Raw genomic sequence first — 26983 nt, forward strand, 5'->3', positions numbered from 1 at the left:
CATTACTTGTACGCCCTCCGCTCGTCGGGCGGCGGAATGCGCGCGCCCTTGTACTCGACCGGGATCCCGCCGAGCGGGTAGTCCTTGCGCTGGGGGTGGCCACGCCAGTCGTCGGGCATCGCGATGCGCGTCAGCGAGGGGTGGCCGTCGAAGAGGATGCCGAAGAAGTCGTAGGTTTCCCGCTCATGCCAGTCGGTGGTCGGATACACGCTGAACAGCGACGGGATATGCGGGTCGGCGTCCGGTGCGGAGACCTCGATGCGAAGCCGTCGGTTGTGCGTGATGGACATGACGTGATAGACCGCGTGCAGTTCGCGGCCCGTGTCGTCGGGATAGTGCACGCCGTTGACGCCGAGGCACAGCTCGAAACGCAGTGCCGCGTGGTCGCGCAACGTCTGGGCGACGGTGACGAGGTGTTCGCGCCGCACGTGCAGGGTGAGTTCGCCGCGAAAGACGATCACCTTCTCGATGGCATTCTCCCAGCGGGTGCCGACCGCGCCGAGGGCGGCGTGCAGTTCGACGACGATCTCGTCGAAGTAGCCGCCGTATGGCGCCGGGGTGCTGCCGGGCAGTGTCACCGGGCGGACCAGGCGGCCGTACCCGGAGGTGTCGCCGGTACCGCTGACGCCGAACATGCCGCGCCGTACGTTGACCACCTCGGTCGGCGCCGAATCCGGTTCCGGCGGTGTGCCTTCCGGACCAGCGGTGGCCGCAGCGTCGACGAGCTCCTGCGGTGTCCTGGTCTCGGTATTGTCGGGGGAATCGAAGGTCATCGCAGCAGACCCTCCATCCGGATGGTCGGCGTGGACGCCAAAGCGGCCTCTTCGGCAGCGCGGATGGCCTCCTCGCGGTTGACGCCGAGCGGCATCGCCTGAATCTTCGCGTGCAGGGCCAAGATGGCGTTCAACAGCATCTCCGGGCGGGGCGGGCAGCCGGGCAGGTAGATATCGACCGGCACCACATGGTCCACGCCCTGCACGATGGCGTAGTTGTTGAACATGCCGCCGGAGGACGCGCAAACGCCCATGGCCAGCACCCATTTCGGTTCGGTCATCTGGTCGTAGACCTGACGCAGCACCGGTGCCATCTTCTGGCTGACCCGGCCCGCGACGATCATCAGATCGGCCTGCCGCGGTGAGGCGCGGAACGCCTCCATGCCGAAGCGGGCTATATCGAAACGTCCGGCGCCGGTGGCCATCATCTCGATGGCGCAGCAGGCCAGACCGAAGGTAGCGGGCCACAGTGAGCCCTTGCGCAGATATCCGGCGAAATCTTCGACGGTGCTCAGCAGGAAGCCGCTGGGCAGTTTTTCCTCGAGACCCATGTTCGACTAACTCTCACTTCCACTGTGCGTATGGCGGTGACGGTGTATTGCCCTGTTGCCATGACGTATGGGCGATCAGTCCCAGCTGAGACCGCCGCGGCGCCATTCGTAGGCGTAGGCCACGGAAACGTTGAAGATGAACAGCGCCATCGCGGCGAGACCGAAGAAACCGAGCGCATCGAAGTGGACAGCCCACGGATAGAGGAACACGATCTCGATGTCGAAGATGATGAACAGCATGGCGGTGAGGTAGTACTTCACCGGAAAGCGTTGTCCGGTAACGTTTCCCGGCCCGCCCGCAATGGCGTGCGGTGTCGGTTCGATGCCACATTCGTAGGCCTCTTGTTTGGCCCGGTTGTGGCGCTTGGGGCCGATGAGGGCCGAGAGGATGATGGAGAAAACCGCGAACGCGGCGGCGACCGCGCCGAGGACCAGAGTGGGCATCTCGATATTCACGACTGCACTTCCCCTCCTTGCGAGCTGTAGCTGGCGGTTGGGTGTCATGTTCCCGACGGCGCCGGGGTGTGATGGACGGCGTCGGGATCCGTGGCAGACCCTTCGAGCGATCTGCAAGCAGTCGCTACGGGCAGCTTCCGAGGCGGGCTGACGTCGTTGTCCGCCTCGGTCAGACTCGCCTCATGGCCTGCTCGCACCGCGCGGGTCTGTCATATCGAGGCCCGCGCTCATGTGAGCTACGGCACAGCCTACAACTGACGCGCCGGGTCGACCATTTATTCGATTGGGGTCTTTGATCGAAAACGGGACTGCTATTTATGACTGAATCGGGGGTAATCCGATCCGACGGATCCCGCTCAGTGATGCGCCGTCACGTGACATTCGAATGCCCGCGTCCGAAGACACGGGCATCACGGGGTAACGCGGGCTTACCCGCGAAATTCGGTCAGGCCGCAGTGCGGTTGCGCAGCACCGCGACGACGGCCTCGGTGAGCCTGATCGGATCGATCGGATGCGCCACCGCGGCCTCCGCGCGTGACCAATTCGCGAGCCAGGCGTCGTCGGGGCGACCGGTGAGCACCAGAACCGGTGGGCAGTTGTCGATCTCGTCCTTGAGCTGTTTGGCGATGCCGAGCCCGCCCGCGGGAGCGGATTCCCCATCCAGGATGGCCAGGTCGATACCGCCCGCATCCATCTGCTCGATGACCACGGGCGCGGTCGCCACCTCGAGGTATTCGAAGGTGGGTAGTTCGGCGTGTGGATGTCTGCCCAGTGCCAGCATCACTTGGCGCCGGGTATCGGCGTCGTTGCTGTAGACGAGAACCCGCAGCGGGGTGGAACGAATTGCGTCGGCCACGCAGGGATGGTACGTCTGCGAGGGGGCGCGGCGTGGCAGGTTGGCCCAGATCGGTACCACGCGTCGGGCAAGGTAATCGAAAGCCATTGCCAAGTTCCGGCCGGTAGCATCCGGAAAATGCGGGGAGATATCACCCGGGAGCTCGTCGAAACCGACGTGTGGACCGATGAGATGGTGGGCCGGGCGGGAATTCCGGTGGTGGACGTTCCGTTCGTGACCATCGGCAGCGGGATCGGGTCCTTCGTTACCTATGACACCCTGCGGATCTACGGCGTCGCGGCCGCATCGATGGCGGTGCTCGGGCCGCAGGAGGTGCCGTGGTCGTCGTATGAGTATCTGACGCGGGTGTCGCAGATTCCCCGCGGGGAGCGGTTGCGCAGTGACTCGGCCTCGACTCCGGACAATATCTGGGGGTTTCCGTCCTATGCGGTGCGCGAGGCGTTGGCGGAGAAAACGATCCGGCCGCTGTGGAATGTGTTCACCGAGCCGATCTTCGCCAACTACTACACGCCGAAGGCCGGGCAGGCGTTCGTTTCGATGGAACGGGAATTCCATCGGATCGGGTTTGCGGGTTCGTTGCACAAAGGGCAGGTACGCATGGTGCGCAAACGGTACGGCGGTGGATATTTCACCATCCTCACCCCGCCCGCCGGTGCGACGCCGACCAAGCGGATCGCGTTTCGCAGTTCATATGTCCATGTGGGCGTTGGGTATCCGGGGCTGAAGTTGCTGCCCGATCTGCAGGAGTACCGAGAGAAGTATCGCGATCCGACGCGGGTGGTGAATGCCTACGAACCGCATGAGCACGTCTACCAGGCGTTGCAGCGCAGGCCGTGCACCGTGATGATTCGCGGTAGCGGGATCGTGGCCAGCCGGGTTTTGCAGCGGATCATCGATGATCGCGACAAGTTTCGGCTGAGTACCCAGATCCTGCATCTGTTCCGCCACTATGTGGGCAAGGCGCAGGGCTCGAATCTCTTCAACCGCCGCAAATCCGGCGATGGCTGGTCCTATCAGGGATTCAACTATCCGAAGTCGGTGTGGGGCGGGCAGCTCGAGGCGAAAATGCGCACGCTGCAAGGGGAACAGCGGGCGCGGGCGTACCAGGAGATGGGCGGCACCAGCACACCCGTACGCAACGGATGGCAGGAGCAGTTGCGGCGTGGTCGCGAGGAGGGCTGGTATCAGGTGATGGCGGGCACAGCGCGCGATCTGCGGCCCGGGCCGGGGCCGGGTGGGGTGATCACGACCATCGTGCCGGATCCGACCGCACCGCTACCGTTTCCGCCGCCGACCCAGCCCTTCGATACCGCCGCCGACTACATCATCGACTGCACCGGACTGGAGGCCGACGTGCGCGAGCATCGGTTGCTGGCAGATCTGCTGGATCATGCTGGGGCCGGACGTAATCCGGTGGGGCGGATGGATGTGGCGACCACCTTCGAATTGATCGGCACGCGAAGTGGCAGCGGACGCATCTATGCATCGGGTAGCGCGACGCTGGGTGGTCCGTTTCCCGGGGTCGATACCTTCCTCGGATTGCAGATCGCGGCGCAGGAGATCGCGGACGACCTTGCGGCGCTGGGTTTCTGCCAGCGCATGGGACCGCTGCGCTCGACGCGGCAATGGTGGTTGTGGGCGACGAACAAGAAGATCTGAACCGATGCTGCTTACCTTGAACGGGCGGATTCAAACGCGCATACTCGTGCTCGGCGCCCTCGGATTCGTTGTCGCGGTGATCATCACGCCGGTGTTGCCGACCGGATCGCTGTCACTGGGTCATGCGTATCGCGTGACATTGTCGGTGCTGCTCGCGACTGTGCTCATGGGCGTGCTGTGGGAGTTGCTCTACCATTTTCTGCAGCAGTTCCGGTGGGAGAAGGACTGGCCGACGCTGTTCGGCTTCTGGACGATCGTCAACGAGGCGGCGCTGATGTGGGTCCTTGTGCACTACACGACAATCGTGCTGCCGCGAGCGCTGCACCCATCGCTGACGGCATTCCTCATCCAGTTCACCGTCACCTGGATCGTGTTCTGGCTCATCGTGAACGGGCCGATGCGGGTGGTGTTCCACCGGTGGCGGTTTCGGGGCGGTCGATTCCTGTGACCGATCCGCGGCTCGAGGTGTTGCCGGGCGGTACGCATCTGATCGCGAACGCCGATGGCGTTGTCATCGTGGTCGCCCATCGCGCGGATATTGCGGCGACTGCCGAATCGCCCGCGGGCCAGACGATGACGGCGCTACTGGGCCTGGTGCGGGAGGCCGGTGCCGAGGTGCAACGACGCACCGGGCGCATATTTGCGCGCCTTGCCACCACGTGGTTGATGAACCTGGACAACGAGGACCAGGTGGAGTTCGCAGTGATCACGCCCAGTGCGGACGGGGTGGCATTGTTTCTGCACGGCGCGGTGACAGCGGTGCTGGAAGGCTCGGATCGCTCGGAAGTGCTGCACGGCCGTGACGCCGGATTCACCGTGGACCGGGTGGTGATTCCGGCGCCTGATATCGGGGTGGGGTTGTTCGTAGACGAGGACGGGGTGAGCGAGGCCGTGCTACCGGGGCGCGGTGTCGCCGGGCTCGATGCGGGGATCGCGCCCGGGGCCGGGGCGGTGCTGTGGTTCGGGGCGCCCGCGTCGGATCGTGCACCGGCTGCACCGAAGCGTGCTTCTCGGTTGAGGAAATCGGAGGACGCGGGTGTCGGGGTGGGAGGGTCACCGATGCCGTCGTCGGATGTCCGGGTGGGGCAACCGGTCGGGCTTCGGAAGGGAGTCGGGGGTGCTGAGGTCGGTGGCGGGGCTGACGCTGGCCCCATCGCGGAGTCCGGCGAGCCGGAGTTCGATACGGATACCTTGGTGCCGAATGTGCCGATTCCGGTGCCGGTCCGGACCGGCGGGGTGGTTCCGGTGGTGCTGCCCGAGGGCGGTGGTGTCATTGTTCGGGGATTCATGTGTTCGCGGCAGCATTTGAATGATCCGCGGGTGTCGTTTTGTGCGGTGTGCGGGATCCGGATGGATCAGCTGACCTGTGTATTGACCGAGGGTGTTCGGCCGCCGCTCGGGTTGCTGATGCTCGATGACGGGACGTCGTTCGTGCTCGACGATGACATCGTCCTCGGACGGGAACCCGAGCATGCGGCGGCGGTGGCGCGCGGTGCGCGACCGATACGGTTGCCGGACCGGTCGGGGGGAATGTCACGGGCGCATGCGGAGATTCGGCTGGTCGAGTGGGATGTGACCGTGGTCGACCAGGGGTCGGCGAATGGTACGTATATCCGAATGCCCGGCCATCAGGAGTGGATCCGCGCGATGCCGAACCACCCGGCCACCCTGGCCGCGGGCTCCCAGATCCTACTCGGCGGTCGCGTCCTCACCTTCGACTCCCAACACAGCCAGTTCTGATCCGGTCCGCCGCACGCAACTCGCGACCGCACACGTCAGTTCGTCACCGCACACTCGCGCCGATCAGCCCGTCAGTGTCAGGGATGTCATGTCACTGGAGTGTCAGAACTGTCCGGTCACATTGGACTCGCAATTCGACGTGTAGTGACGAACTGACGTGTGGACGGGGCCGGTTCAGCCGGTGGGTCGATCCGGTACGCGGCGGAATCGGACGACTCCGGACCACGGGCCGCGGCCGGGTTTGCGGGGGTTCGGTTGGCGGAGGTAGGTGAAGGGGCGCAGGTACCACGGGGCACGGTCCAGTTTGCGGGCCTGCACAAGGAGGTGTTCGACCTCGAGTGGGCGCCAGCCGAGTTCCTCGAAGTAGGCGATCCCGTGTGTGGGTTCGAATTCGAGGGGAGCGTTCTCGAACATCGAACCGGCGCGCATTCTCTTCATCGCCACCGTGACGTCCATGACCCACCAGTTGATCTCCGGGCGGGCAAGTGCGCCGGCGATGGAGCGAACCGTCTCCTCCTCCAGGTACATCAGCAGGCCTTCGGTGATCACCAAAGCCTTTGTAGCGTGCGAGTTTTCGGGTCCGAGCGGGCCGAGTGCCGCATCCAGGAACTTCGCCGTCGCGGACGGCGAGGCGAGGTCGACGCCACGGCGGATGAGGGTGCAGCGCGGCTTCTCGTCGGCGAGGGCGGCGTCCTTCTCCGTGGTCAGCGCGGGTAGATCGGCCTCGACCCAGACGAAATCGGCAGGCAGGTCGAGGCGGTACGGGCGAGTGTCGAGTCCGGCCGCGAGATTCAGCACCCGATCGCAGCCCTCGCGGATCGAGGTGGCGATCAGGTCATCGATGAGTACGGTCCGGGTGACCACCGGCCAGCCGCCGCGCATCACCCGAGGTGCGGCCGCCACCATGGCACGTCCGCGCTCCCCGGCCAGCTGATCGGCGAGCGGATCGCGGAACAGCGCGTCCGCGCGCGCAGTCTCGACCGCGCGGTAGGCGGCCACCCAACGCGCGGTATCGGACACATTCGAAATCAACGCTTCCCCACCAGCCATGCGGGCCAGTCTGGCACAGCCTCGCGTCGGGTAGGTCCCCACAGGCAGGTGTAGTTGGTGTCATCCGATAGCATCGGCCCAGGAAAACGCGCTGCGTAGAACACGATATTCACGGGCTCGTAACAGCAAAACATGCTGCTGAGCCACTATTTGGGCCACAATCATCCCGATGGCGAATTTCCGCCGACATCCTGTGCGATCAGTCGATCGCCAGTCGGGTGGAGTCCGGGTGTCGTGCCCCCCGGACTCCACCGCCCGACCCTTCCCGCTGCCCTGAAGCGGATTCGATCGATGTGCACCACCCACGCCAAAACCTGACGTTACGTCAGGTTGAAGTGTCATTTCGATCAGATCGCACAACCCGCCCATGCAGCCGAACTTGGGAATTATTCGTCCAGTGGAGCCACGTGGTCCGCGAGTGCAGGGCTAACCGGCGTGGAAGGCGTGTGGGCCGACTTCGGCGGGGTCGAGGATGTGGGCGAGGAACAGACGCGTCGTGGGAGTCGGGGTGCGAGTGGTGATGGCGTGCCAGGGGCGGTCCATGGGGGTGCCGTCTACCGGGAGTATATGCAGCAGACCGGATTCCAGGTCTTGGGCAAGGGCGTCGCTGTGGATGAGAGTGACGCCGAGACCTTCGCGGGCGGCGGCGAGGACGGCGCCGTGGCTGCCCAGGGTGAGGGTGGGCGGGGCGATTTCGAGACGGTCGATGAGGCTGAGGGTGGCGTCGCGGGTGCCGGACCCGCGGCCGCGTAGCAGCCAGGTGCTGTGCAGGGGATCCGGGCAGCCTGGCGCGCCGACGACGACGAGCTGACTGGGGCGGCGCGCGCGGATGACGAGTCCGGTGTCGCGGGGTGGTCGGCCCGCGATGACGAGATCGGTTTCGTGGTGGTGCAATTCGAGGAACAGCACGTCGCGTGGGTGGACGGACAGGCTGAGTTCGATATCCGGATAGCGGTTACGGAAGGACGCGAGCAGCCGCAGCAGCACATACTCACCAGCGGTGGCGACGACGCCGATCCGCAGCTTGCCGGTTTCGGCGCGACGGACGGCCGCGTTGGCCTCCTTCATGAGGCCCAGGATGGTGCGGCAGTATTCGGAGTAGATGCGCCCCGCCTCGGTGAGCGCGATACCGCGTCCGGACTTCGCGATGAGCTTCGCGCCGAGCTGCTTTTCGATGTGGGCGACAGCCGCGGACACCGCGGCCTCGGTGATGTGCAGCTGGGTGGCGGCGCGGCGGATACTGCCCTGTCGGGCCACGGCCAGGAATGTTTCCATCCGAGCCGCACTCACCATACCCACAATTCGACGGTATCAAACTCTATGAATCCGTTGAGTATTCCGAGAAACAATCAAATTGTTTGTCGTTAACACCCCGGTCATCCTTGAACTCATCAGACGTTCACCCGAAGCGGAGGAATGATGACCGAGGAAACCGAACCGAACCGCTGGGATCCGGGTGTGCACTCCTACGCGTCGATGGGCTACTACGCGCCGGACTACCTCCCCAAAGATACCGACATCCTCGCCGTCTTCCGCGTCACCCCGCAGCAGGGGGTGGACCCGATCGAAGCCGCGGCCGCCGTCGCGGGTGAATCCTCTACGGCCACTTGGACCGTCGTGTGGACCGATCGTCTCACGGCACATGATCGCTACCAGGCCAAGTGTTATCGCATCGATGAGGTGCCCGGTCGCCCCGGGGAGTACTTCGCCTACATCGCTTACGATCTCGACCTGTTCGAGGAGGGGTCGATCACCAACCTCACCTCCTCGATCATCGGCAATGTCTTCGGATTCAAGCCGTTGTTGGCATTGCGCTTGGAGGACATGCGGATTCCGGTGGCCTACGTCAAGACCTTCCAGGGTCCGCCGCACGGCACCGTCATGGAACGCGAGTATCTGAACAAATACGGCAGGCCGCTGCTCGGGGCGACGGTGAAGCCGAAACTCGGTCTGTCCGCCCGCAATTACGGGCGAGTGATCTACGAGGCGTGCAAGGGTGGCCTGGATTTCACCAAGGACGACGAGAACATCAACTCCCAGCCGTTCATGCGCTGGCGCGACCGATACCTGTTCGCCATGGAGGGCGTCAATCGCGCCGTAGCCGAAACCGGTGAGATCAAGGGCCACTACCTCAATGTCACCGCGGCGACGATGGAGGAAATGTACGAGCGCGCCGAGTTCGCGAAGGAACTGGGCAGCGTCGTGATCATGATGGACCTGACCGTGGGATTCACTGCCATGCAGTCGATGTCGCACTGGGCGCGGCGCAACGGTGTGCTGCTGCATCTGCATCGGGCCGGGCACTCCACCTACACCCGGCAGAAGACCCACGGCGTGAGCTTCCGGGTGCTGGCGAAGTGGTGCAGGCTGATCGGTGTCGATCATGTGCACGCCGGCACCGTGGTCGGCAAGCTCGAGGGCGATCCGGCAACCACCAGGGGCTTCTACGACACGTTGCGGGAGAACCACATTCCCACCAACCCGGGCAACGGCATCTTCTTCGATCAGGATTGGGCGAGTCTGGGTGGGGTCATGCCGGTCGCCTCCGGCGGTATCCACGCGGGCCAGATGCACCAACTGCTCGACCTTTTCGGCGATGACGTGGTGTTGCAGTTCGGCGGCGGCACCATCGGGCATCCGCTCGGCATCGCGGCTGGTGCGGAGGCGAATCGGGTGGCGTTGGAGGCGGTCGTCAAGGCCCGCAACGAAGGTCGCGACCTGCTGAAGGAAGGTCCGGAGGTGCTGCGCAAGGCCGCCGAGATCTGCCGCCCACTCGATGTCGCGCTCTCGACCTGGGGTGATGTCACCTTCGACTACACCTCCACGGACGCACCGGATGCCGTGCCGACGGCCAGCCGCTGAACGACAGGATCTGCCCATGTATCTGCGTCACGGAACCTTCTCGTACCTGCCCGAACTCACCGACGCCGAGATCGCCGCCCAGGTGCGCTACGCATTGCTCAACAACTGGCCGGTGTCCATCGAGTACACCGATGACCCGCACCCTCGCAACGCCTACTGGGAGATGTGGGGGCTGCCGCTGTTCGATCTCGACGAGCCCGACGGTGTGCTCGCCGAGATCGACGCCTGCCGCAATACCTTTCCGCGGCACTACATTCGGGTGCTCGCCTATGATGCCCGTTACGGCAGGCAGACCACCGCATTGAGTTTCCTGGTGCAGCGCCCCGCCGACGAACCAGGCTTCCTGCTGACCCGTACCGAGGGCCCGGACCGGCGCCAGATCTACGGACTGCGGTCCTATGCCACCGATGAACGGCCTGGTACCCGGTATGGCGGCTGAAGGATCGAGCGCGGCGAGCGGCTTCCGATTGCACCGGCCCGGCGTCGACGACGGCAGGCCGGTGCGCGCGGTGCCAGCGGACGCACCGCCGCAAGGCGAGGAGCTGGCCGACGACGCGGTGTTGGATTTGTCCACCGATATCGCGGGCAACGACGTCGAGGATGTATTGACCAGGCTCGATGCCGAACTCGTCGGGCTGGCAAATGTCAAGCGACGGGTGCGCGAGATCGCGGCGCTGCTGCTCATCGATCGGGCCCGGCAGCAGTTCGGCCTGCAGGCCTCCCGGCCCACCATGCATATGAGCTTCACCGGTGGCCCTGGTACCGGTAAGACCACCGTCGCGTTGCGGATGGCGCAGATGCTGCACGCGCTCGGTTACATCCGCAAACCCAAAGTGCACACGGTGACCCGTGACGATCTGGTCGGCCAGTTCATCGGGCATACCGCACCCAAAACCAAGGAAGCCCTCGCCAAGGCGGCCGGGGGAGTGCTATTCATCGACGAGGCGTACTACCTGTTCCGCCCGGAGAACGAACGCGATTACGGGCAGGAAGTCATCGAAATCCTGCTGCAGGAAATGGAAAGCGAACGCACCAGCCTGGTGGTGATCTTCGCGGGCTATCCGGATCGGATGGAGAAATTCTTCTCCGCCAACCCGGGACTGTCCTCGCGCGTGGCCCATCATCTGGAATTCAGCGACTACACCCACGACGAACTGGTGTGCATCGCCGACCTCATGGTGGCGCGCGACAACTTCCGCTTCGACGACACCGGATCCGCGGCCTTCGGCGAATATCTCGCGCTGCGGATGACCAGGCCTCGATTCTCCAATGCGCGCAGCGTACGCAATGCCCTGGACCGCTGCCGGTTACGGCAGGCCAAGCGGCTGGTCGAGCTGCGGCGACCGCTCACGAAGTCCGACCTGATCACGCTGACCGACGGGGATGTCTACGGCAGCAGTGTGTTCCGGGCACAACAGCCGGATGGGCCGACCGCCAGGGCCCCCGCGTGACGAGATCGAGAACTCATGCCAGAAGGACTGAAGACCCTCACCCGGTACACGATCGAGGAGGAACACCGGCATCCCGGATCGTCCGGTGAATTCTCTGCTCTGGTGAATGTCGTTGCGACCGCGACGAAGATCATCGCCAACCAGGTGACCAGGGGCGCCATCGTCGGCTCCCTCGGCGCCTCCGAACCGGATAACCTGCCGCCGACAGTGCACCGCAAACTCGACGCCATCGCCAATGACATCATGGTGGCCGAGACCCAATGGACGGGGCATCTGTCGGCGCTGTTGTCCGAGCAGATGACCGATATCCATCCGGTGCCCGATGTGCACCGGCGCGGTAAATATCTGCTGGCCTTCGATCCGTTGGACGGATCCTCGAATATCGATGTAAACCTGCCTGTCGGAACCATTTTCAGTGTGCTGCGGGCACCGGACAGTGCGCCGCCGAGCGTCGATGACTTTCTGCAGCCGGGCGTGCGTCAGGTCTGCGCCGGATTCACCCTGTACGGGCCGGCGACCATGCTGGTGATCACCACCGGCAGCGGAGTCGACGGGTTCACCCTCGATCGGGAGATCGGAGCGTTCGTGCTGACCCATCCGCGGATGCGAATCCCGGAGGACACTTCGGGTTTCGCGATCAATGCGGCCAATGAGCGGTTCTGGGAGCGGCCGGTGCGCCGGTATGTGCACGAATGCCTCGACGGTGTGGACGGGCCACGCGGGCGGGATTTCAATATGCGCTGGGTCGCGTCACTGGTCGCGGACACCTTCCACATCCTCACCCGCGGCGGGGTCTATCTGTACCCGTACGACACCCGGCGGTCCGGGCGGGTCTCGTTGCTGTACGGGGCGAATCCGATCGCCTACATCGTCGAACAGGCCGGGGGATGGGCGACCACGGGCGGTGACCGGGTGCTGGAGGTGCCGCCGGAGCAGGTGCACCAGCAGGTGCCGCTGATCTTCGGTTCGCGCAATGAGGTCGAGCGCATCGAGCGCTATCACAGCGAGCCCGAGGAAGGGCCGAGTTTCGACAGCTCACTGTTCGGTTCCCGGTCGCTGTTCCGTCCGGCCGGTCGCTGAATGCCACCGCAAACCGAACACTGTCCGGCAATCGAGGAGGTGCCATGTCGGTCAAGCATCCCGTCGTCGCCATCACCGGATCATCCGGTGCGGGAACGACCAGCGTCACACGGACCTTCCAGGAGATATTCCGCCGCGAAGGTATCAATGCGGTGATCGTGGAAGGGGATTCGTTCCACCGCTACGACCGCAACGAGATGAAACTCGCGATGGCCGAGGCCGAGCAGAACCACAATCGCACCTTCTCGCACTTCGGTGAGGAGGCGAATCTGCTGAAAGAGTTGGAGACACTGTTCCGCGATTACGGTGAGACCGGCGTCGGTTCGGTGCGCAAGTATCTGCACGACGAGTTCGAGGCCAAACCCTATGGGCAACCTGTTGGCACCTTCACGCCATGGGAGGACCTGACACCCGGCAGCGATCTGCTGTTCTACGAGGGTCTGCACGGCGCCGCGATCACCGATTCGGTGAACGTCGCGCAATACGCGGATCTGCTGGTCGGGGTGGTGCCGATCGTCAACCTCGAATGGACCCAGAAGGTGATCCGCGATAAAACCGAACGCGGCTATTCCAGTGAGGCCGTGATCGATACGATCCTGCGCCGCATGCCCGACTACGTGAAATACATCTGCCCCCAGTTCTCCCACACCTACGTCAACTTCCAGCGCGTCCCCACTGTGGACACCTCGAACCCTTTCATCGCCCGCACCATCCCCACCGCCGATGAAAGCTTCGTCGTCATCCGCTTCGCCGACCCCAAGGTCATCGACTTCCCGTATTTACTGTCAATGCTGCACGACTCCTTCATGTCCCGCCCCAACTGCATAGTCGTGCCCGGCGGCAAAATGGAACTGGCCATGCAACTCATCTTCACCCCTCTCATCCTGCGCCTGATGGACAAGCGCCCCAAGCGTTCTCGCTGATCGGCGTAGCGTCGGCCTTGTCATCGGGGAAGGAATCCGGAGTATGTGCGGCGCGGTGCGAGGTGAAGCGGGACCGAGAGATCATGGTGCGCGCCAAGGGCGGTGCTCAGTGTCGGGTAAGGCCTGGGGCTCGCGCGCGAACCCCGGGGGGTCGCGGGGGTGCGGCGGCTCGGCGTACAGTGTCATAAGTTAATCGCCGTTCGCATGGGCGATCGTAGACACAGCAAGGAGCCGTCATGACATCCGCAGTCATCGTCGACGTTGTCCGCACACCCTCCGGAAAGGGGAAACCCGGTGGTGGACTCTCGGATGTGCATCCGGCGACGCTCCTGGCGGGGGTGCTGCGGACGCTGATCGAGCGCACCGGCATCGATCCCGCGCTGGTCGACGATGTGATCGGCGGTTGCGTCACCCAGAGCGGGGAGCAGGCGTTCAATATTTCGCGCACCGCGGTGCTGGCGGCCGGATTCCCGGAGTCGGTGCCCGCCACCACCGTCGACCGGCAGTGCGGATCCAGCCAGCAGGCCGCGCATTTCGCGGCGCAGGGCGTCATCGCCGGGGCCTATGACATCGCGATCGCCTGTGGCGTGGAGTCGATGAGCCGGGTGCCGATGTTCTCCAATGCCCAGGGCAAGGACGCCAACCGCGGCCCGCTGGTCCACCGCTTCCCGGAAGGCCTTATCGGACAGGGTATTTCGGCGGAGATCATCACTCAGCGCTGGAAGCTGGACCGGGAGACCCTGGACGCCTTCGCCGCCCGCTCGCACCGGCTCGCCGCCGACACCGCCGCGGCCGGTGGCTTCGACAACGAACTCGTCCCCGCGGGCACCCTCACCGCCGACGAGACCATCCGCCCCACCACCACCGCCGAAGGGCTGGCCGGTCTGCGCCCCGCCTTCGCCGCTGACGAATTCAAGGCGCGCTTCCCGGAGATCGAATGGTCGATCACCCCCGGCAACTCCTCACCGACGGCGCCTCCGCCGCCCTGATCATGAGCGAAGAAAAGGCCAACGCCCTCGGTCTGCGCCCGCGCGTCCGTTTCCACTCCTTCGCGGTCACCGGCGACGACCCGCTGCTCATGCTCACCGCCGTCATCCCCGCCACCCGCAAGGCCCTGGCCAAGGCCGGTCTCACCATCGACGACATCGATACCTACGAAGTGAACGAGGCCTTCGCCCCCGTCCCGCTCGTCTGGCAGCACGACCTCAACGCCGACCCCGCCAAACTCAACCCGCGCGGCGGCGCCATCGCCCTCGGCCACCCCCTCGGCGCATCCGGCACCCGCATCCTGGCCACCATGGTCAACCACCTCGAACAGTCCAGCGGCCGTTACGGCCTGATGACCATGTGCGAAGCAGGCGGCCTGGCCAACGCCACCATCATCGAGCGCCTCTGATTCCGTTGCGCCGCTGACGGTTACAGTTCGCCCTGCTCGCCGCGCCGATCCAGCTCGCGCTTCCGTTCTTCCTCTTGGCGGCGGGCTTCGCGGCGCTGGGATTCGGCGCGTTCACGCAGACCGCGGAGGAAGGCTTCGTCGTCGTCCGGGTTCTGCGGGACGCGGCGGCCGGGGCGGTCGTATTCGGCGTAACGGGTGGTGGCGCGTGGGCGGCCCTCGTGCAGGGGGCGACCCGCGAAGAGCCACAGCAGCGCGCCTACGGTCGGTATCAGGATGACGATGATGAGCCAGCCCATTTTGGGCAGGTTGCGGATGCCCGCGTCGGGGCAGGTGACGATATCGACCAGGCAGTAGACCCACAGGGCCAGGGTGATAAGGCCGAGTATTGCGTAGGGCATCGAGAACTCCTCGGGTGCGCGGCAGAGTTGCGGGCCTGTGCTTCCGCGGTTTCCGAAGTTCGATGGTCACCCCCCGCCGAACCGGCCCGCATGGAGGATACACGGCGCGGGCCAGTGGGTCCGGGGTGTGTTCGGGCGGCTCGGCGCTGCATTTGCACGATTGGCCGGGATCGCCGGACCCGTCGACCTGCCGCTCGGATGGTGGTCAGAGCGCCGAAATAGCGGAGTTCGAAGAATTTTCGCGCGTCCGCCATGCTCAGTTCGGTCAGCGGAGACAGCAGCAACGCCTCGCCGGCGGTGTAGATGAGATGCGCCCGAGTGCCGTTGCAGTATCAGTCCGGCAGCAGCGGTACCGAAAGACCTTCGCCACGCCCGATCAGGGCGGCGCGGGTGACGGCGGCGGACCCGAAGCGGCGGCGCAGGTCGTCGAGGGTGGTGTCCAGGGTGTTGGTGGCGCGGGGTTCCAGCGGGAGGGTGAGTTGGACGGCGTCGGCATTGTCGAGGTTGGTCAGGGCCAGGCCGATAAGGGTGAGGCCGCGCTCCTGGATCATGGGCATCGCGGTGCCGAGCAGAGTGCGGGCGGCATGCAGGATCGTCTCGGTGTGGTCGGTCGCCTCGGGCAGGGTGTGGGAGCGGGTGGCGCGGGTGAAATCGTCGAAACGCATGCGCAGCACCACGGTTCGGCAGACGCGCTCGGCCGCACGCAGTCGGCGGCCGAGGCGGTCGGTGAGGCCGTGCAGGTAGGCCTCGATCTCATCGGGCGGCCGGTGGCGGCGGCCGAGTGCGCGTTGGGCGCCGATGGAACGGCGGCGGACGCCGGTCTCGACGCGGCGCGGGTCGCGGGCCCAGGACAGGGCATACAGGTGACGGGCGGCGGCCGGTCCGAGGATCGCGCGCAGCGGTGACTCGCCGAGGTCGGCAAGCTGGCCGATCCTGGTGATGCCGTGTTCGTGCAGGGTGCGGGAGGTGACCTCACCAACGCCCCAGAGTCTTTCGACGGGTAGCGGATGCAGGAAATCGAGTTCGAGTTCCGGTGGCACCAGGCGCAAACCATCGGGTTTGGCGACCGCGCTGGCCACCTTGGCGAGGAATTTGGTGCGGGCGATGCCGACCGAAATCGGCAGCCCGACCTGATCGCGGACCGCCTCCCGCAGCCGTCGCCCGATCTCGATCGGTTCGCCAGCGATCCGCCGCAGTCCGCTCACATCGAGAAACGCTTCGTCGATCGAGATGCCCTCGACCATCGGTGTGGTGTTGTGGAAGACCTCGAAGACGGACTTACTCGCCTCGGCATAGGCCGACATGCGCGGCGGCACGACAATGGCATGCGGGCAGAGCCGTAGCGCCGCACCGCCGTTCATCGGCGTGCGCACCCCGAAAGCCTTCGCCTCATAACTGGCCGCGAGCACCACCCCGCCCCCGACGATGACCGGACGCCCACGCAGCCGAGGATTGTCACGCTGTTCGACCGAGGCATAGAACGAGTCGAGATCCGCATGCAGAATCGACGCCTCCGTTCGCGCCTGGATCCGCGGTCGTCCTGATCGCGCGCGAGCACCGCTGACCTGGGGGTGCGGTGGGCGAGCGACATCGGACACGAACATATGTTCGCATAGACCGGACGGTAGCGCGTCAAGAAGGGTTGCCAGCTGCGCGCGTGCTCGGCCCTCACCGACTCCTTCCGCTTCGGCATTGCGGCCGCGGCCCATGCTGGGGGCCGCACACCATGTCGTGCGTTGCCTTTCTGCTTGCCGTGCTGACTGGACAGGTCGACTCCAGGCACTTTTGTGATCTCCCGCAGACCGGTCGAACAGCTAAATGCTCTGAGCAATCTCGGCTACACCTCTTCTCGGTCAGCGCAGTAACAACTGCCGGCTCGGGCGCCGCAGTCGGTGACAGATGCGTCGATCGGTCACAGCACGCGACGGGCGCGCTTGCTGGAACGAGTCGGAGTTCGCGGTCTTCGGTCGGTGTGAGCGGGGGGCGAGCGAAGCGGCGGATTTCCGCGCGGCGAATCTACGGTATGACTACGTAGTAATGAGCGTGGCCAGCTACCCTGGGACGTCAGAGACGTCCAGTAGTGATGAGGGAGTCGACATCGTGCGTGGTTTCGGGGATTTGGAGGCGGTGATCATGGACCGTATCTGGGATCGGGACGCGGAGACCACAACGGTCCGCGAAATCTTCGACGAACTGGCCGCCGAACGCGGTATCGCCTACACCACGGTCATGTCGACCATGGACAACCTGCATCGCAAGGGCTGGCTGGCGCGCGAACGCGCGGGCAAGGCCTACCGATACTGGCCCACCCTCACCCGTGAGGAACACAGTGCCCGACTCATGCTCGAGGCGCTCGGCTCCGGCGGCCGCTCGGATCTGGTGCTCAGCCATTTCGTCGATCGGATCAGCGAGGAGGAGTCGGCTGGGCTGCGTGCCGCGTTGCGTCGGCTGACCTCGCGCAAGACGCCCGAGGCGCCGTGAACATAGCGGTGAGCCTGATGATCTACGGCAGCTTGGTGGCCACCTTCGGCCCGACCGTGCTGCGCAGACTCACCAGGCGCGGCGTCGCGCCCCGGCTCGGTGTACTGGCCTGGCTGGTCGCGATCGCGGGCGTGCTCGGCGCGTGGGCCATGGCGGCCGGACTGCTGATCGTCGAATTCGCCACCTTCTGCCGGCATCCCGCCGACACACTGCGTGACTCCTACACAGTCCTATCGACGCCCGTCCACTTGCACGGCGGCTTGATCGCACAATTGGGAACCCTCACACTGGCAGCCCTGGTCGCCGTCGCCGTCATCGGCCTGCTGGCGCACGCCTCGCGAGCCATGCTGCGCTTGCGGCGCACAACCCGCGCGCACGGGCACGCTGTGCGGATGGTCGGCCGCCGCATGCCGGGCGTAGGTGCGGTGGTGCTGGATTCCTCCGAGCGCCAGGCCTATTGCGTGGCCGGACGCCCCGACACCATCGTCGTCACCAGCGCCGCGGTCGACGCGTTGACCCGCGAACAGCTCACCGCGGTGCTCGCGCACGAACACGCGCATTTGAGCGGCCGCCATGGCGCGCTGCTCGGCTTACTGCGCGCCATCGCGATCACCCTGCCCGGAGTGCGTCTGCTGACCGACGGGGTAGGCGAAATCGGTCGGCTGCTGGAGATGTGCGCCGACGATGCGGCCGCGCGCCGACATGGGCCGGAACCGCTGTTGGGCGGCCTGCTCGCGATCGTGGGCGCGACCGGTCCGGTCCCGGCGGGCGCGCTGAGCGCCGCGGCTACCGCCGTACTGGCAAGGGCCGAGCGCTTGGCCGCGCCCGTCGGGCCGGTGCGGCGCGCGACCAACCGGACAGCCTTGCTCGCCGTGATGGCGGCGACGGTGATCGGCCTACTGGAAATCGCTGTCGGAGTACTGTTCTGCACCACAGTGCTGGGATGAATCGGGTCCTGGGCCGAATCCGGCGCCCGTCCGAATCCGCGGCACGCCGGTCGGCTGGACACAAAGGAGGGGAAGTAGGTGCACCTCACCTGGGATCAGGTCTTCACATGGCGACTGCGCAGGCAATACGTCACGCTGGGAGTCGATATCGGGGTCACCGAGATCGTCGAGCGGCTGTGCGGTGTGCAGGCCCAGGTGACCGCGGCGGCCGACCTCGCGGTAGCGCTACGGCGGCGTACCCCCGAACCCGGTGCGCTGCTACCGGAGTTGGCCGGGGGCACCGTGATGAAGACCTGGGCCATGCGCGGCACCCTGCATGCGCTCGCCCCGGAGCTGGCGGCGGCGGTCCTTTCGCTGATCGGCTCGGCCCGCACCTGGGAAAAGCCCACCTGGCAGCGCACGTTCGGCGCCTCCCCGGCGGAGGTCGCGGCATTGGTCGACGCGGTGTCGCAGGTCCTGGATGGTGTTGTGCTCAGCCGTGACGAACTGGTCGATGCGCTGGTCGCCGATCCCGCCTTCCATCGGCTCGGTGCGGAGTTGCGCTCGGGCTGGGGTGCGCTGCTCAAGCCGCTGGCCTGGCAGGGCGCGCTATGTCACGGTCCGGCGCAGGGCAACCGCGTGACCTTCACCAGTCCGTCCCACCTGATCCGCGGCTGGCGCGGCCTGCCCGATCCGGATGCCGCCGCACCGGTGGCCATCACCGCCTACCTCGGTGCCTACGGTCCGGCCACCCCGGAATCCTTCGATGCCTGGCTCAGCCGCAACAGTCTGAAGAAGACGGTGGTACGGCGGTGGTTTTCGGAGTTGGGGGAGGTGTTGACCGAGGTCGATATCGCGGGCCGTCGCTCCTATGTGCTCACCGAACACGCCGATGAACTCGCCGCCACCGAGCCGCTGTGCACCTCGGTCCATCTGCTGGGTGCCTTCGACCAATACGTGCTCGGCCCCGGCACCGGCGATACTGAACTGCTGCCTGCCGCACATCGCGCTCGGGTGAGCCGGGCGGCCGGGTGGATCTCCCCGATCCTGGTCATCGGCGGTCGTATCGCCGGCACCTGGGAGATCGGCGGCAACGATCTGTCCGTCACCACCTTCGACGGTTCACTACCCCCGACCCGTGACCTGAAGGCCGCTGCGGATCACGTCGCGGCGGCCATCGGGCACAGCGGGTTCGCCGTGCACGTGGCGTAGCTATTCGGGCGCGGTTTCGGTACCGGTACGGCGCGCGGCCAGACGGCGCTGCCGTTCGAATTCCAGGACGAACATTGCCAAGCTGGCGAGGAACAGTAGTGCCGTGGCAGCGCCGAGCTTGGTCCAATCCGGGAGTCCGAACGCCGCCGCGGTCAGCGTCGATGCCAGGCCCAGCAGGCCGAACATGAAGAGCACGATGCTCGGAGTGCTGTGCGGATCGGCCGAGCTCTCGCCGGGCTTGGTGTGATATGACGCGTCGCTCACGATGATGCCTCCGGTTGCCGATGATGATGGGCCGCGGCTCGGCGGTTTGTCCGCGCCCCGATAATCACGGTGCCGGTTGGGCGGGCTCGGGAGCAGGGTCTTCGGTCCCAAGCGGCAGGGACGAAAGTCCGATTTTAGGGGCGGTGCGCTCGATCGCCAGCGTCTGCGAGGCCATTATGGAGACGCGCGACTCGGCTCGTCGGCAAGTCTGCCACCACCTTGGGACCAGCCGCGCGGCGGTCCGCAACCCCCGAATGAGCTGTTCGAGCTCCTTGGGTCGGGTCCGATCGCCGGACCTGAAGCGTTGCCCCAGCCCCAGCTGCTCGGCTGCGGCTTCCGCGCAGCAAAGCCGATGAGTCCGGCCACCACGGCGACGTACCAACTGCGGTGGAACTAGGGAATTCACGACTATGTCTCCGATTCAGCCGAGCACTCGGCGGGTTTGGCGGGCCGAGGCGAGGAGCGCGCCGCCGCGATCCCAGATATCGATGTCGTCGACCGACCAACCGCCGCCGGTGCTGGCGTTGGTCGCGCGGACGAGGACCGGCTGATGGGTCAGCCCGGCCAGGTCGGTGTGCAGATGCATCGAGAACGCAACCGTCGGCGCGGCGATCGGGTTGGACAGGGTGGGGAAGACGGCGGGCGGTAGCGCGTCGGCGAGTACCGCCAGCGTCGCGGCATCGGTCGCCAGCTCCGGCACCAGCGAGATCCACGCGCACATCCATGCCTCGTCCGCGCCGGTGAGCGGCAGCGGTCCCGCGGCCGGGCGGATCTCGAAATGCGCTCCGACGGGCACGATTTCGGGTGGCAGCCGGAACGGTACACAGTCATCGGGCGCGGGCACCTGCGGCGCGGTGGTCGGCCGGAGATCGGGCACCTGGGTGGGCGTGGTCCGGCCGAAGGTGACCGCGGCGGATGCGACGGATGTGCCCTCTTGATCGGCCATTACCTCGACGACCGAGGTGCTACGCCCTACCGGATGTGCGATCGCTCGGAAGGTGAGCACCCCATCGGCCGGTCGGCCGAGGAATCGCAGATCCACCGCGCGCACCGGGAGGTCGCCGCCGCCCGCGCGCCGCGCGACCTCGACCAGCAGTCCGGCGATAACACCACCGTGCGGGCCGGTCCAGCCCCGCCAGGATTTATCGATCTGGGCCCGCCAGATGCGGTAGTCGGTCTCGGCCAGGGCGAACTCGTCACCCAGCCGACCAGTGAGTTGCATCATGAAACGAACCATAGGCTAGTGAGTTCTTTGAAGCAACCGACTATGCTGAGGTTCATGCGCAGGACCAGCTTCGACGAGATGAACTGCTCGGTCGCCCAGTGTCTGGAGGTGGTGGGCGAGTGGTGGACGCTGCTGATCGTGCGCGACGCACTGTTCGGGGTGACCCGCTTCGACGACTTCCGCGCGCGCCTCGGCATCGCGCGCAATGTGCTCACTCAGCGCCTGGAACACCTCGTTGCGCACGACATCATGGTCAAGGTCCCCTACCAGGAGAATCCGGTCCGCTACGACTATCAGCTCACGCCGAAAGGGCGCTCGCTGTGGCTCATCGTGAACGCCATGCGGCAATGGGGCGACCAATGGGCCGCACCGGACGGTCCGCCGGTGCAGGCGGTCCACGAAAGCTGCGGCAAGACCACGGTGATCGAACCGGTCTGCGCCGAATGCGGCGAGCGGGTGCGTGGGCGCGACCTGCGTCCCGTCGACGGTCCCGGCGCGGGCGAGCACTCGATCCTGCCCGCCAGCCTCCAGCACGCCCACTGAGCGGTGCGTCCATTAGGCTGCGGCGGTGGCGGACGGGCGAATGGCACAGCTGATCGACACGGTCGCGTGGGTGCGCATCGAGGGCGGACGCATTCTGTGCGCGCGCCCGAAAGGCAAGGACATCTTCTACATCCCGGGTGGCAAACGGGAGGGGGCGGAGTCCGATCTGCAGACGCTGCTACGCGAGATCGAAGAGGAGCTGACCGTGGCACTGCTCCCGGAGACCGCCGCCCACGTCGGGACCTACGAGGCCGCGCTGCACGGACCCACCACCGATGTGGTGGTCCGGATGAGTTGCTACACCGCCGAGTATCACGGCACGCTCGCGGCCAGCAGTGAGATCGAAGAGGTCGCTTGGTTCTCGTACGCCGACCGCGCACTGGTGCCGCCGGTGGATCAGCTGCTCTTCGACGATCTCGTCGACGCGGGCCGATTGGCATGATGTGCTAGCTCACCCATCCGGGGCGGTGCGCGGGATACGGTCGATGCCATGACCACGGTTCGCACACTGTTGCGTTGGGCCGCATACGCGTTGGCGGCGCCGGTGATCGGTCTCGGCCCCATCGCGAGCCGGTTTCGGGTCCCGCGTCGGATGCTCGGCATCTTCATCGCCCCGCGAGACGCCTTGGCGGTGCGTGCGATTGTGCATTCGATGCTTGCCGCCGCGGTCGGCGTGCTGACCTGGTTTCTGGCGTTCCTGGCGACCGCCGCTGCGGTGCGCGGAACCTTCTACCCACTCATCGCCGCCGACGATCTGGAGCACTCGTGGGGTGGTCCGACATTGGCCGGAGCCTGGGTGGTGCACGCGCTGCTCGGGATCGGCCTATTGCCCGCGTGGGGTCTGCTGCTGGCCGGATTCGGTGCGGTGCAGGTGCGATTGACCCGCCGACTACTCGGCCGGGACGGCCCATGGTGGCCGCTCCCGGTCTCGCTGCTGCTGACCGTCGGCGGCGTGCTGCTCTTCATTTCCTGGCTACATCAGATCTGACAGGGGTCGAGTATGAAGTTCCACACCGACGCCGACGCCGAGAACACCCGCGCGGTAATCGGTTTCGACGCGCAGACCCGTGACACCGATCCGGCGGAGGATCCCGCGCTGACCCGGTGGAAGGAATGAGCGAGCACCGTGAATCACGTGCGCATCGTGGCGGGTCCACTGGAGTACGACGGGATCTGGCTGGTTACCCTCGAAACGGCGTTCGGTGAACACACCGAACGCCGACTCGTCGGTTGCCTCGACGACTGGAAAGTCGAGCATCACCGGCCGGCACCTCAGCACCCGCCGCGCATACCACTAGGTGGCGACCGGTGCCCGTCCGGCGCGTTCGATGAGGTGTTGTACCAGGTTCAGCAGTACTTCTTTGCAGGAAGTGCGGTCGCGGGCGTCGCAGAGTAGGACGGGGGTGTGGGGGTCGAGGTCGAGGGCGTCGCGGACCTCGTCGATGGTGTAGACGGGGGCGTGGTCGAAGCAGTTGACCGCGACGAGGAAGGGCAGTCCGCGGCGTTCGAAGAAGTCGACGGCGGCGAAGGAGTTGCCGAGGCGGCGGGTGTCGGCGAGCACGACCGCGCCGAGTGCGCCGCGGGACAGTTCGTCCCAGAGGAACCAGAATCGGTCTTGCCCGGGGGTGCCGAACAGGTAGAGGACCAGGTCTTGGTCGATGGTGATGCGACCGAAGTCCAAGGCGACGGTGGTGGTCGTCTTGTGTTCGACACCGGACAGGTCGTCGATGCCGGTGGAGACCTCGGTGATCAGTTCCTCGGTGCGCAGCGGCGCGACTTCGCTGATCGCGGAGACCATGGTGGTTTTGCCGACGCCGAAGCCACCGGCGATGAGGATTTTGACCGAGGCGGCCAGATGCGGTGTCGCACCGGGGCGGGTCGGGTCAAAGTTTTCGGATGCCATCCAGTACCGCTCGCAATATGTTGAGATCGCCGGGGCCCGCGTCCGGCTGTACCGGTGCCCGGAAGATCAGGTGGCCCTCGCCGATCAGGTCGCCGACGAGGATCTTGGTTACCGCTAGGGGGAGTTTGAGGTGTGCCGCCACTTCGGCGACCGACTGCGGGAGGCGGCACAGGCCCACGATGTGGGTGTATTCGGGTTCGGTGCGTCGCAGGGTGGGCGCCGGATGGGCCGTCACGACCACGGTGAGCATGTCCAGGTCATGACCTGCCCCCATGACCCGCCCACGCGTGAGGGCATACGGCCGGACCAGGGGACCGGCGTCTTCGTCGAACCATTGCCCACCGGGGTGTGTCATGGCAGTCGGGCGGGGGTCGATAGGTAGGTGCCGACGCGTTGGACGGTGACGTTCATTTCGTAGGCCACCATGCCGAGGTTGGCGGTTTCGGCGGCTTGTAACGCGAGGCAGGCGTTGTCTCCGGCCGAGGTCACGAACAGCACGGCGCGGTCGAGTTCGATCACCGCCTGGCGGACCCCGCCGCCGTCGAAGCGGGCGCCGGCGCTGCGGGCCAGGCCGTAGAGAGTGGAAGACATGGCGGCGAAGTGTTCGGCGTCCTCGCGGGTCATCGTGGTCGAACGCCCGAGCAGTAGGCCGTCGGTGGACAGCACCACCGCATAGCGCACGCCCGCGAGGCGATCGACCAGATCATCGAGCAGCCAGTTGAGATCACCGGGGCTGGAAGAAGTCACCGTTGCCTTCCTGTTCATCCGAAGAATTGTGAGTCGGCGCGGGCGACGCGCCGAAATGCTCGGTGGTGGCCACCTCGGGCACCACGGTATCGGGGAGGGCGGCGTCGGGCACTGCGCGACGCCCCTGCCTGGTCCCGTTTTCGATGGCCGACATCAGATCTCGGGCCTGCGTGGCCGAACGCTCGCGCTCCGGCGGCTGCTCGGCGGGCGGTTCCGTCGGGGCCTGCTGCGCCAACTGCGGTGCGATACTGGCCTGCCGATTGCGGCGCGGCAGGGCGGGCCTGGTATCGGACCCCGTTGGCTGCGGCGCCTCGAATGTGGGCCGCGGCGGATTCGCCGGAGGCTCGGGCTCCGCCGCGGGCGGTGCGAGCGGCGGCGCAGTGAGAACCGCGGAATCGGTTTCGGCGACACCGTAGGGGGAGGAGTCGACGAAGGGGACCGGGTGCCGTCGCCTGCGCACCGATTCCAAAGGTTCGGCACCCGAGCTGAGCGCCGGGGTTCCGTTGGCGAGCAGGGCCGCCGGGATGAGGACGATGGCGCGGATGCCGCCGTAATCGGACTCCGTCACTCGGACCGAAACACCGTGGCGGGCAGCCAGCTGCGCGACAACGAACAGGCCGAGACGAGAGTCCGCCGACAGCGCCGCGACACCGAAATCCGGTGGCTGGCGCAGCATGTCGTTGACCCTGGTGATCTCGGACTCGGGCATACCCATGCCCTGATCGCTGATCTCGGCGACCACACCCTTGCCGACCACATTGCCGGTCACCTCGACCCGCGACTGCGGCGGCGAGAACGAGGTCGCATTGTCCACCAGTTCGGCGAGCAGATGGATGAGGTCGGCCACGACGGCGCCGAGCACATGCGTCTCCGGCAGCCGGGCCACCCGAACTCGTGCGTAGTCCAGGGTTTCACCGACCGCGCTGCGCACCAGATCGATCAGCGGCACCGGATTGCGCCACTGCCGACCCGGCCGGCCGCCGCCGAGGATGATCAGGTTCTCGGCATTGCGGCGTTCACGGGTGGCGAGATGGTCGAGCCGGAACAGCGTCTCCAGCAGGATCGGATCCTCTTGGCGCTCTTCGGCTTTGTCGAGGATTTCCAGCTGCCGGTGCACCACGATCTGACTGCGGTGGGCGATATTGAGGAAGACCGCCTTCACACCCTCGCGGGTCCTGGCCTCGTTCACCGCACCCGCGACGGCCGCGGCGTGCGCATGCTGGAATGCCTTGGCCACCTGGCCGATTTCGTCGGAACCGTAGTCCAGGTTCGCCGCCTCGGCATCGGGATCGATGAGCTCGCCCTCGCCCAGTCGCCGCATGAGCTCGGGTAGGCGCTCATCGGCCAGGGCCAGGGTTTCGCCGCGAAGTCGCTTGAGCCTGCGGATGATCCGGTTTGCCAGCACGATCGCGATGACGAACGCCAACAGGCTGACCACCACGACTCCGCCGCCCGCCCATGCGGAGTTCGCGGCCGCGTCGGCGGCCGTGTCCTCGGCCAGCTTCTGCGAATACTTGTTCTGGTCGATCCAGACGTCGATCAGTCCGCGGTTGACCTCTGCGGCGGCGCTGTGCCACTCCTGCGTGCTCAGCGGCAGTGCAGGCGGCGTCGTCTGTTTGGAAGTTCCGCTCGAACTGGTGCCGGTGGAGGTTGTGCTCGAGATGGTCATATTGCGTTGGGTCAGGGCATTTTCCATGGCGGTCAGTTGCTGCCAGGCTTGACCGGCCATCAGTGAGTGCAGGCTCTCCTGCTGCTTCGGGTCGAGTTCGCCCGCCAGATTGCCGACTTCGGTGTGGTAGAAGCCGGTCTGGCGCAGGAACTCCTCGATCGGAATGGGGGTCGGCCCGTTCGCATTGACGATCATGGCCGCGAGCGCGTTGCTGCGCGACATCGCCTCGGTAGCCAGGAAGATCCGCATACCGTCGGCGATGTGGACGCCGATTTCGGCGTCCGGCGCGGTCTGCTCGGCGATCTCGGTACCGAAGGAGATGACATCGAGCAGCCGGTTGTAGAAGTTGTACGCATCGGGGAGGGGAAGTGCGCCCGCATCGGTGGCGGTCCGAACCTGGGTCATCGACGTCGAGAGCGTCATGAAGTTGGCGGCGTTATCGCCGATCTTCGAATCGTCCACCGCGCGCAGCCCAGCCGATACCTCGATGAGGCCCTTCAGTGCGCTGTCGAGCCGGATCCGGGCCGCGCCGAGCGCGGGTGCCGCCGTCTCGTCGCCGGTGAGCGCGGCCAGCGTGAGCTGCCGTTCACTTTGGACGGCCTCGAGCAATTCGCGGGTCGAGGGAATCGCCTGCTGATTCTGCGACGCCCAGTCCTTGGCCTTATTTCCCTCGGCAACCAGGTATCCCGCCGCGCCCACGCCGACCACGAGCAGAGTCAGGCTCGGGACGAGCGCGATCGCCAGAATCCGCGTTCGGACCCCGAGCCTCGCTCTGAACATCGACATAACCTAAACCAGTTGTGACCGTTTCGTTGCCC

The 26983-nt window shown here is 66.1% G+C and carries 28 protein-coding genes and 1 pseudogene; 15 read left to right on the plus strand and 14 right to left on the minus strand.

The features are described from left to right. Positions 1–2: 2 nt before the first annotated feature. The 4 genes from ACQP1G_RS23130 to ACQP1G_RS23145 all read right to left on the minus strand — a co-directional run bounded on the left by ACQP1G_RS23130 (position 3) and on the right by ACQP1G_RS23145 (position 2636). Positions 3–773, minus strand: coding sequence for an NADH-quinone oxidoreductase subunit C (locus ACQP1G_RS23130; protein ID WP_433191635.1), 771 nt, complete (start codon positions 771–773; stop codon positions 3–5). Continuing rightward, the gene (locus ACQP1G_RS23135; RefSeq protein WP_433191636.1) at positions 770–1324 is read right to left on the minus strand and encodes a NuoB/complex I 20 kDa subunit family protein; all 555 of its coding nucleotides are present in this window, start codon (positions 1322–1324) and stop codon (positions 770–772) included. Before ACQP1G_RS23135 ends, ACQP1G_RS23130 begins: the two co-directional genes overlap by 4 nt. Positions 1325–1399: 75 nt before the next feature. Continuing rightward, entirely contained in the window at positions 1400–1768 is a 369-nt protein-coding gene (locus tag ACQP1G_RS23140; RefSeq protein WP_433208737.1) for an NADH-quinone oxidoreductase subunit A, read from the minus strand. A 457-nt stretch (positions 1769–2225) separates the two neighbouring features. Beyond that, positions 2226–2636: an Rv3143 family two-component system response regulator gene (locus tag ACQP1G_RS23145; RefSeq protein WP_433191637.1), complete on the minus strand. Its 411-nt coding sequence runs from the start codon at positions 2634–2636 to the stop codon at positions 2226–2228. A gap of 117 nt (positions 2637–2753) precedes the next feature. Here ACQP1G_RS23145 and ACQP1G_RS23150 point away from each other — a divergent pair, with 117 nt between their 5' ends. The 3 genes from ACQP1G_RS23150 to ACQP1G_RS23160 are packed head-to-tail and all read left to right on the plus strand — an operon-like array spanning position 2754 to position 6035. Further along, positions 2754–4295 (plus strand): hypothetical protein, encoded by a 1542-nt coding sequence (locus tag ACQP1G_RS23150; RefSeq protein WP_433191638.1) that lies wholly within the window; start codon positions 2754–2756, stop codon positions 4293–4295. Positions 4296–4299: 4 nt separating this feature from the next. Continuing rightward, positions 4300–4743, plus strand: coding sequence for a hypothetical protein (locus tag ACQP1G_RS23155; RefSeq protein ID WP_433191639.1), 444 nt, complete (start codon positions 4300–4302; stop codon positions 4741–4743). Continuing rightward, on the plus strand, positions 4740–6035 hold the full coding sequence (locus tag ACQP1G_RS23160) for an FHA domain-containing protein (protein ID WP_433191640.1): 1296 nt from the start codon (positions 4740–4742) through the stop codon (positions 6033–6035). Before ACQP1G_RS23155 ends, ACQP1G_RS23160 begins: the two co-directional genes overlap by 4 nt. A 174-nt stretch (positions 6036–6209) precedes the next feature. On the opposite strand, the gene ACQP1G_RS23165 is transcribed toward ACQP1G_RS23160, so the two are convergent. Both ACQP1G_RS23165 and ACQP1G_RS23170 read right to left on the minus strand, forming a co-directional pair. Continuing rightward, entirely contained in the window at positions 6210–7085 is an 876-nt protein-coding gene (locus ACQP1G_RS23165; RefSeq protein WP_433191641.1) for a class I SAM-dependent methyltransferase, read from the minus strand. Positions 7086–7511: 426 nt separating this feature from the next. Beyond that, positions 7512–8378 (minus strand): LysR family transcriptional regulator, encoded by an 867-nt coding sequence (locus ACQP1G_RS23170; protein WP_433191642.1) that lies wholly within the window; start codon positions 8376–8378, stop codon positions 7512–7514. Positions 8379–8501: 123 nt separating this feature from the next. On the opposite strand from ACQP1G_RS23170, the gene ACQP1G_RS23175 reads away from it, so the two are divergent. The 6 genes and pseudogenes from ACQP1G_RS23175 (at position 8502) to ACQP1G_RS23200 (ending at position 14797) form a co-directional block, all read left to right on the plus strand. After that, entirely contained in the window at positions 8502–9947 is a 1446-nt protein-coding gene (locus ACQP1G_RS23175) for a form I ribulose bisphosphate carboxylase large subunit (RefSeq protein ID WP_433191643.1), read from the plus strand. 16 nt (positions 9948–9963) lie between these two features. After that, the gene (locus ACQP1G_RS23180) at positions 9964–10386 is read left to right on the plus strand and encodes a ribulose bisphosphate carboxylase small subunit (RefSeq protein WP_433191644.1); all 423 of its coding nucleotides are present in this window, start codon (positions 9964–9966) and stop codon (positions 10384–10386) included. Beyond that, complete coding sequence (locus ACQP1G_RS23185) at positions 10355–11398, plus strand: AAA family ATPase (RefSeq protein ID WP_433191645.1); 1044 nt, start codon at positions 10355–10357, stop codon at positions 11396–11398. The genes ACQP1G_RS23180 and ACQP1G_RS23185 overlap by 32 nt, the downstream gene beginning before the upstream one ends. 15 nt (positions 11399–11413) lie before the next feature. After that, the gene (locus ACQP1G_RS23190) at positions 11414–12478 is read left to right on the plus strand and encodes a class 1 fructose-bisphosphatase (protein WP_433191646.1); all 1065 of its coding nucleotides are present in this window, start codon (positions 11414–11416) and stop codon (positions 12476–12478) included. Between the two features lie 44 nt (positions 12479–12522). Beyond that, positions 12523–13401, plus strand: coding sequence for a phosphoribulokinase (locus ACQP1G_RS23195; RefSeq protein WP_433191647.1), 879 nt, complete (start codon positions 12523–12525; stop codon positions 13399–13401). A 236-nt stretch (positions 13402–13637) separates the two neighbouring features. Beyond that, positions 13638–14797: pseudogene (locus ACQP1G_RS23200) on the plus strand (thiolase family protein). Positions 14798–14817: 20 nt separating this feature from the next. Here ACQP1G_RS23200 and ACQP1G_RS23205 read toward each other — a convergent pair. Both ACQP1G_RS23205 and dinB read right to left on the minus strand, forming a co-directional pair. After that, entirely contained in the window at positions 14818–15195 is a 378-nt protein-coding gene (locus ACQP1G_RS23205; RefSeq protein ID WP_433191648.1) for a PLD nuclease N-terminal domain-containing protein, read from the minus strand. 332 nt (positions 15196–15527) lie between these two features. Then, the gene (gene dinB / locus ACQP1G_RS23210) at positions 15528–16799 is read right to left on the minus strand and encodes a DNA polymerase IV (RefSeq protein ID WP_433191649.1); all 1272 of its coding nucleotides are present in this window, start codon (positions 16797–16799) and stop codon (positions 15528–15530) included. 496 nt (positions 16800–17295) lie between these two features. Between dinB and ACQP1G_RS23215 the strand changes: the two genes are divergently transcribed. From ACQP1G_RS23215 to ACQP1G_RS23225, 3 genes are all read left to right on the plus strand, one after another. Continuing rightward, positions 17296–17676, plus strand: coding sequence for a BlaI/MecI/CopY family transcriptional regulator (locus tag ACQP1G_RS23215; protein WP_040690485.1), 381 nt, complete (start codon positions 17296–17298; stop codon positions 17674–17676). Further along, positions 17673–18623: a M56 family metallopeptidase gene (locus tag ACQP1G_RS23220; protein ID WP_433191650.1), complete on the plus strand. Its 951-nt coding sequence runs from the start codon at positions 17673–17675 to the stop codon at positions 18621–18623. The genes ACQP1G_RS23215 and ACQP1G_RS23220 overlap by 4 nt, the downstream gene beginning before the upstream one ends. A 78-nt stretch (positions 18624–18701) precedes the next feature. Further along, positions 18702–19814 carry a winged helix DNA-binding domain-containing protein gene (locus tag ACQP1G_RS23225; RefSeq protein WP_433191651.1) on the plus strand — a complete coding sequence of 371 codons (1113 nt, stop codon included), beginning with the start codon at positions 18702–18704 and terminating at the stop codon, positions 19812–19814. On the opposite strand, the gene ACQP1G_RS23230 is transcribed toward ACQP1G_RS23225, so the two are convergent. Both ACQP1G_RS23230 and ACQP1G_RS23235 read right to left on the minus strand, forming a co-directional pair. Beyond that, a complete protein-coding gene (locus ACQP1G_RS23230; RefSeq protein ID WP_433191652.1) occupies positions 19815–20078 on the minus strand; it encodes a hypothetical protein in 264 nt (87 codons plus the stop codon). It abuts the gene before it with no gap. A 421-nt stretch (positions 20079–20499) separates the two neighbouring features. Then, positions 20500–21303, minus strand: a complete 804-nt coding sequence (locus ACQP1G_RS23235; protein ID WP_433191653.1) for an acyl-CoA thioesterase — start codon at positions 21301–21303, stop codon at positions 20500–20502. Positions 21304–21357: 54 nt separating this feature from the next. Between ACQP1G_RS23235 and ACQP1G_RS23240 the strand changes: the two genes are divergently transcribed. From ACQP1G_RS23240 to ACQP1G_RS23250, 3 genes are read left to right on the plus strand one after another with little or no spacing between them, the layout of a single operon-like run. Further along, complete coding sequence (locus ACQP1G_RS23240; protein ID WP_433191654.1) at positions 21358–21846, plus strand: winged helix-turn-helix transcriptional regulator; 489 nt, start codon at positions 21358–21360, stop codon at positions 21844–21846. Positions 21847–21871: 25 nt separating this feature from the next. Continuing rightward, positions 21872–22288, plus strand: coding sequence for an NUDIX hydrolase (locus ACQP1G_RS23245; RefSeq protein ID WP_433191655.1), 417 nt, complete (start codon positions 21872–21874; stop codon positions 22286–22288). A gap of 48 nt (positions 22289–22336) precedes the next feature. Continuing rightward, positions 22337–22834, plus strand: a complete 498-nt coding sequence (locus ACQP1G_RS23250; protein ID WP_433191656.1) for a hypothetical protein — start codon at positions 22337–22339, stop codon at positions 22832–22834. A 306-nt stretch (positions 22835–23140) separates the two neighbouring features. Here the strand turns inward: ACQP1G_RS23250 and ACQP1G_RS23255 are convergent, their stop codons facing one another. The 4 genes from ACQP1G_RS23255 to ACQP1G_RS23270 are packed head-to-tail and all read right to left on the minus strand — an operon-like array spanning position 23141 to position 26945. Continuing rightward, positions 23141–23749, minus strand: coding sequence for a GTP-binding protein (locus ACQP1G_RS23255; RefSeq protein WP_433191657.1), 609 nt, complete (start codon positions 23747–23749; stop codon positions 23141–23143). Continuing rightward, positions 23730–24104, minus strand: coding sequence for a DUF742 domain-containing protein (locus ACQP1G_RS23260; protein WP_433191658.1), 375 nt, complete (start codon positions 24102–24104; stop codon positions 23730–23732). Before ACQP1G_RS23260 ends, ACQP1G_RS23255 begins: the two co-directional genes overlap by 20 nt. Beyond that, on the minus strand, positions 24101–24496 hold the full coding sequence (locus ACQP1G_RS23265; protein ID WP_433191659.1) for a roadblock/LC7 domain-containing protein: 396 nt from the start codon (positions 24494–24496) through the stop codon (positions 24101–24103). Before ACQP1G_RS23265 ends, ACQP1G_RS23260 begins: the two co-directional genes overlap by 4 nt. After that, positions 24474–26945, minus strand: a complete 2472-nt coding sequence (locus tag ACQP1G_RS23270; protein ID WP_433191660.1) for a sensor histidine kinase — start codon at positions 26943–26945, stop codon at positions 24474–24476. The genes ACQP1G_RS23265 and ACQP1G_RS23270 overlap by 23 nt, the downstream gene beginning before the upstream one ends. Between the last annotated feature and the right edge of the window lie 38 nt (positions 26946–26983).

This window comes from Nocardia sp. CA-107356 (genome assembly GCF_050946365.1).
Lineage (GTDB): Bacteria > Actinomycetota > Actinomycetes > Mycobacteriales > Mycobacteriaceae > Nocardia.

Coding starts and splice junctions, on each gene's coding strand:
- ACQP1G_RS23130 (WP_433191635.1), bottom strand. CDS start 773: ATGACCTTCGATTCCCCCGACAATACCGAGACCAGGACACCGCAGGAG.
- ACQP1G_RS23135 (WP_433191636.1), bottom strand. CDS start 1,324: ATGGGTCTCGAGGAAAAACTGCCCAGCGGCTTCCTGCTGAGCACCGTC.
- ACQP1G_RS23140 (WP_433208737.1), bottom strand. CDS start 1,768: ATGCCCACTCTGGTCCTCGGCGCGGTCGCCGCCGCGTTCGCGGTTTTC.
- ACQP1G_RS23150 (WP_433191638.1), top strand. CDS start 2,754: ATGCGGGGAGATATCACCCGGGAGCTCGTCGAAACCGACGTGTGGACC.
- ACQP1G_RS23155 (WP_433191639.1), top strand. CDS start 4,300: ATGCTGCTTACCTTGAACGGGCGGATTCAAACGCGCATACTCGTGCTC.
- ACQP1G_RS23165 (WP_433191641.1), bottom strand. CDS start 7,085: ATGGCTGGTGGGGAAGCGTTGATTTCGAATGTGTCCGATACCGCGCGT.
- ACQP1G_RS23170 (WP_433191642.1), bottom strand. CDS start 8,378: ATGGTGAGTGCGGCTCGGATGGAAACATTCCTGGCCGTGGCCCGACAG.
- ACQP1G_RS23175 (WP_433191643.1), top strand. CDS start 8,502: ATGATGACCGAGGAAACCGAACCGAACCGCTGGGATCCGGGTGTGCAC.
- ACQP1G_RS23180 (WP_433191644.1), top strand. CDS start 9,964: ATGTATCTGCGTCACGGAACCTTCTCGTACCTGCCCGAACTCACCGAC.
- ACQP1G_RS23185 (WP_433191645.1), top strand. CDS start 10,355: ATGAACGGCCTGGTACCCGGTATGGCGGCTGAAGGATCGAGCGCGGCG.
- ACQP1G_RS23190 (WP_433191646.1), top strand. CDS start 11,414: ATGCCAGAAGGACTGAAGACCCTCACCCGGTACACGATCGAGGAGGAA.
- ACQP1G_RS23195 (WP_433191647.1), top strand. CDS start 12,523: ATGTCGGTCAAGCATCCCGTCGTCGCCATCACCGGATCATCCGGTGCG.
- ACQP1G_RS23205 (WP_433191648.1), bottom strand. CDS start 15,195: ATGCCCTACGCAATACTCGGCCTTATCACCCTGGCCCTGTGGGTCTAC.
- dinB (WP_433191649.1), bottom strand. CDS start 16,799: ATGTTCGTGTCCGATGTCGCTCGCCCACCGCACCCCCAGGTCAGCGGT.
- ACQP1G_RS23235 (WP_433191653.1), bottom strand. CDS start 21,303: ATGATGCAACTCACTGGTCGGCTGGGTGACGAGTTCGCCCTGGCCGAG.
- ACQP1G_RS23240 (WP_433191654.1), top strand. CDS start 21,358: ATGCGCAGGACCAGCTTCGACGAGATGAACTGCTCGGTCGCCCAGTGT.
- ACQP1G_RS23250 (WP_433191656.1), top strand. CDS start 22,337: ATGACCACGGTTCGCACACTGTTGCGTTGGGCCGCATACGCGTTGGCG.
- ACQP1G_RS23255 (WP_433191657.1), bottom strand. CDS start 23,749: ATGGCATCCGAAAACTTTGACCCGACCCGCCCCGGTGCGACACCGCAT.
- ACQP1G_RS23260 (WP_433191658.1), bottom strand. CDS start 24,104: ATGACACACCCCGGTGGGCAATGGTTCGACGAAGACGCCGGTCCCCTG.
- ACQP1G_RS23270 (WP_433191660.1), bottom strand. CDS start 26,945: ATGTTCAGAGCGAGGCTCGGGGTCCGAACGCGGATTCTGGCGATCGCG.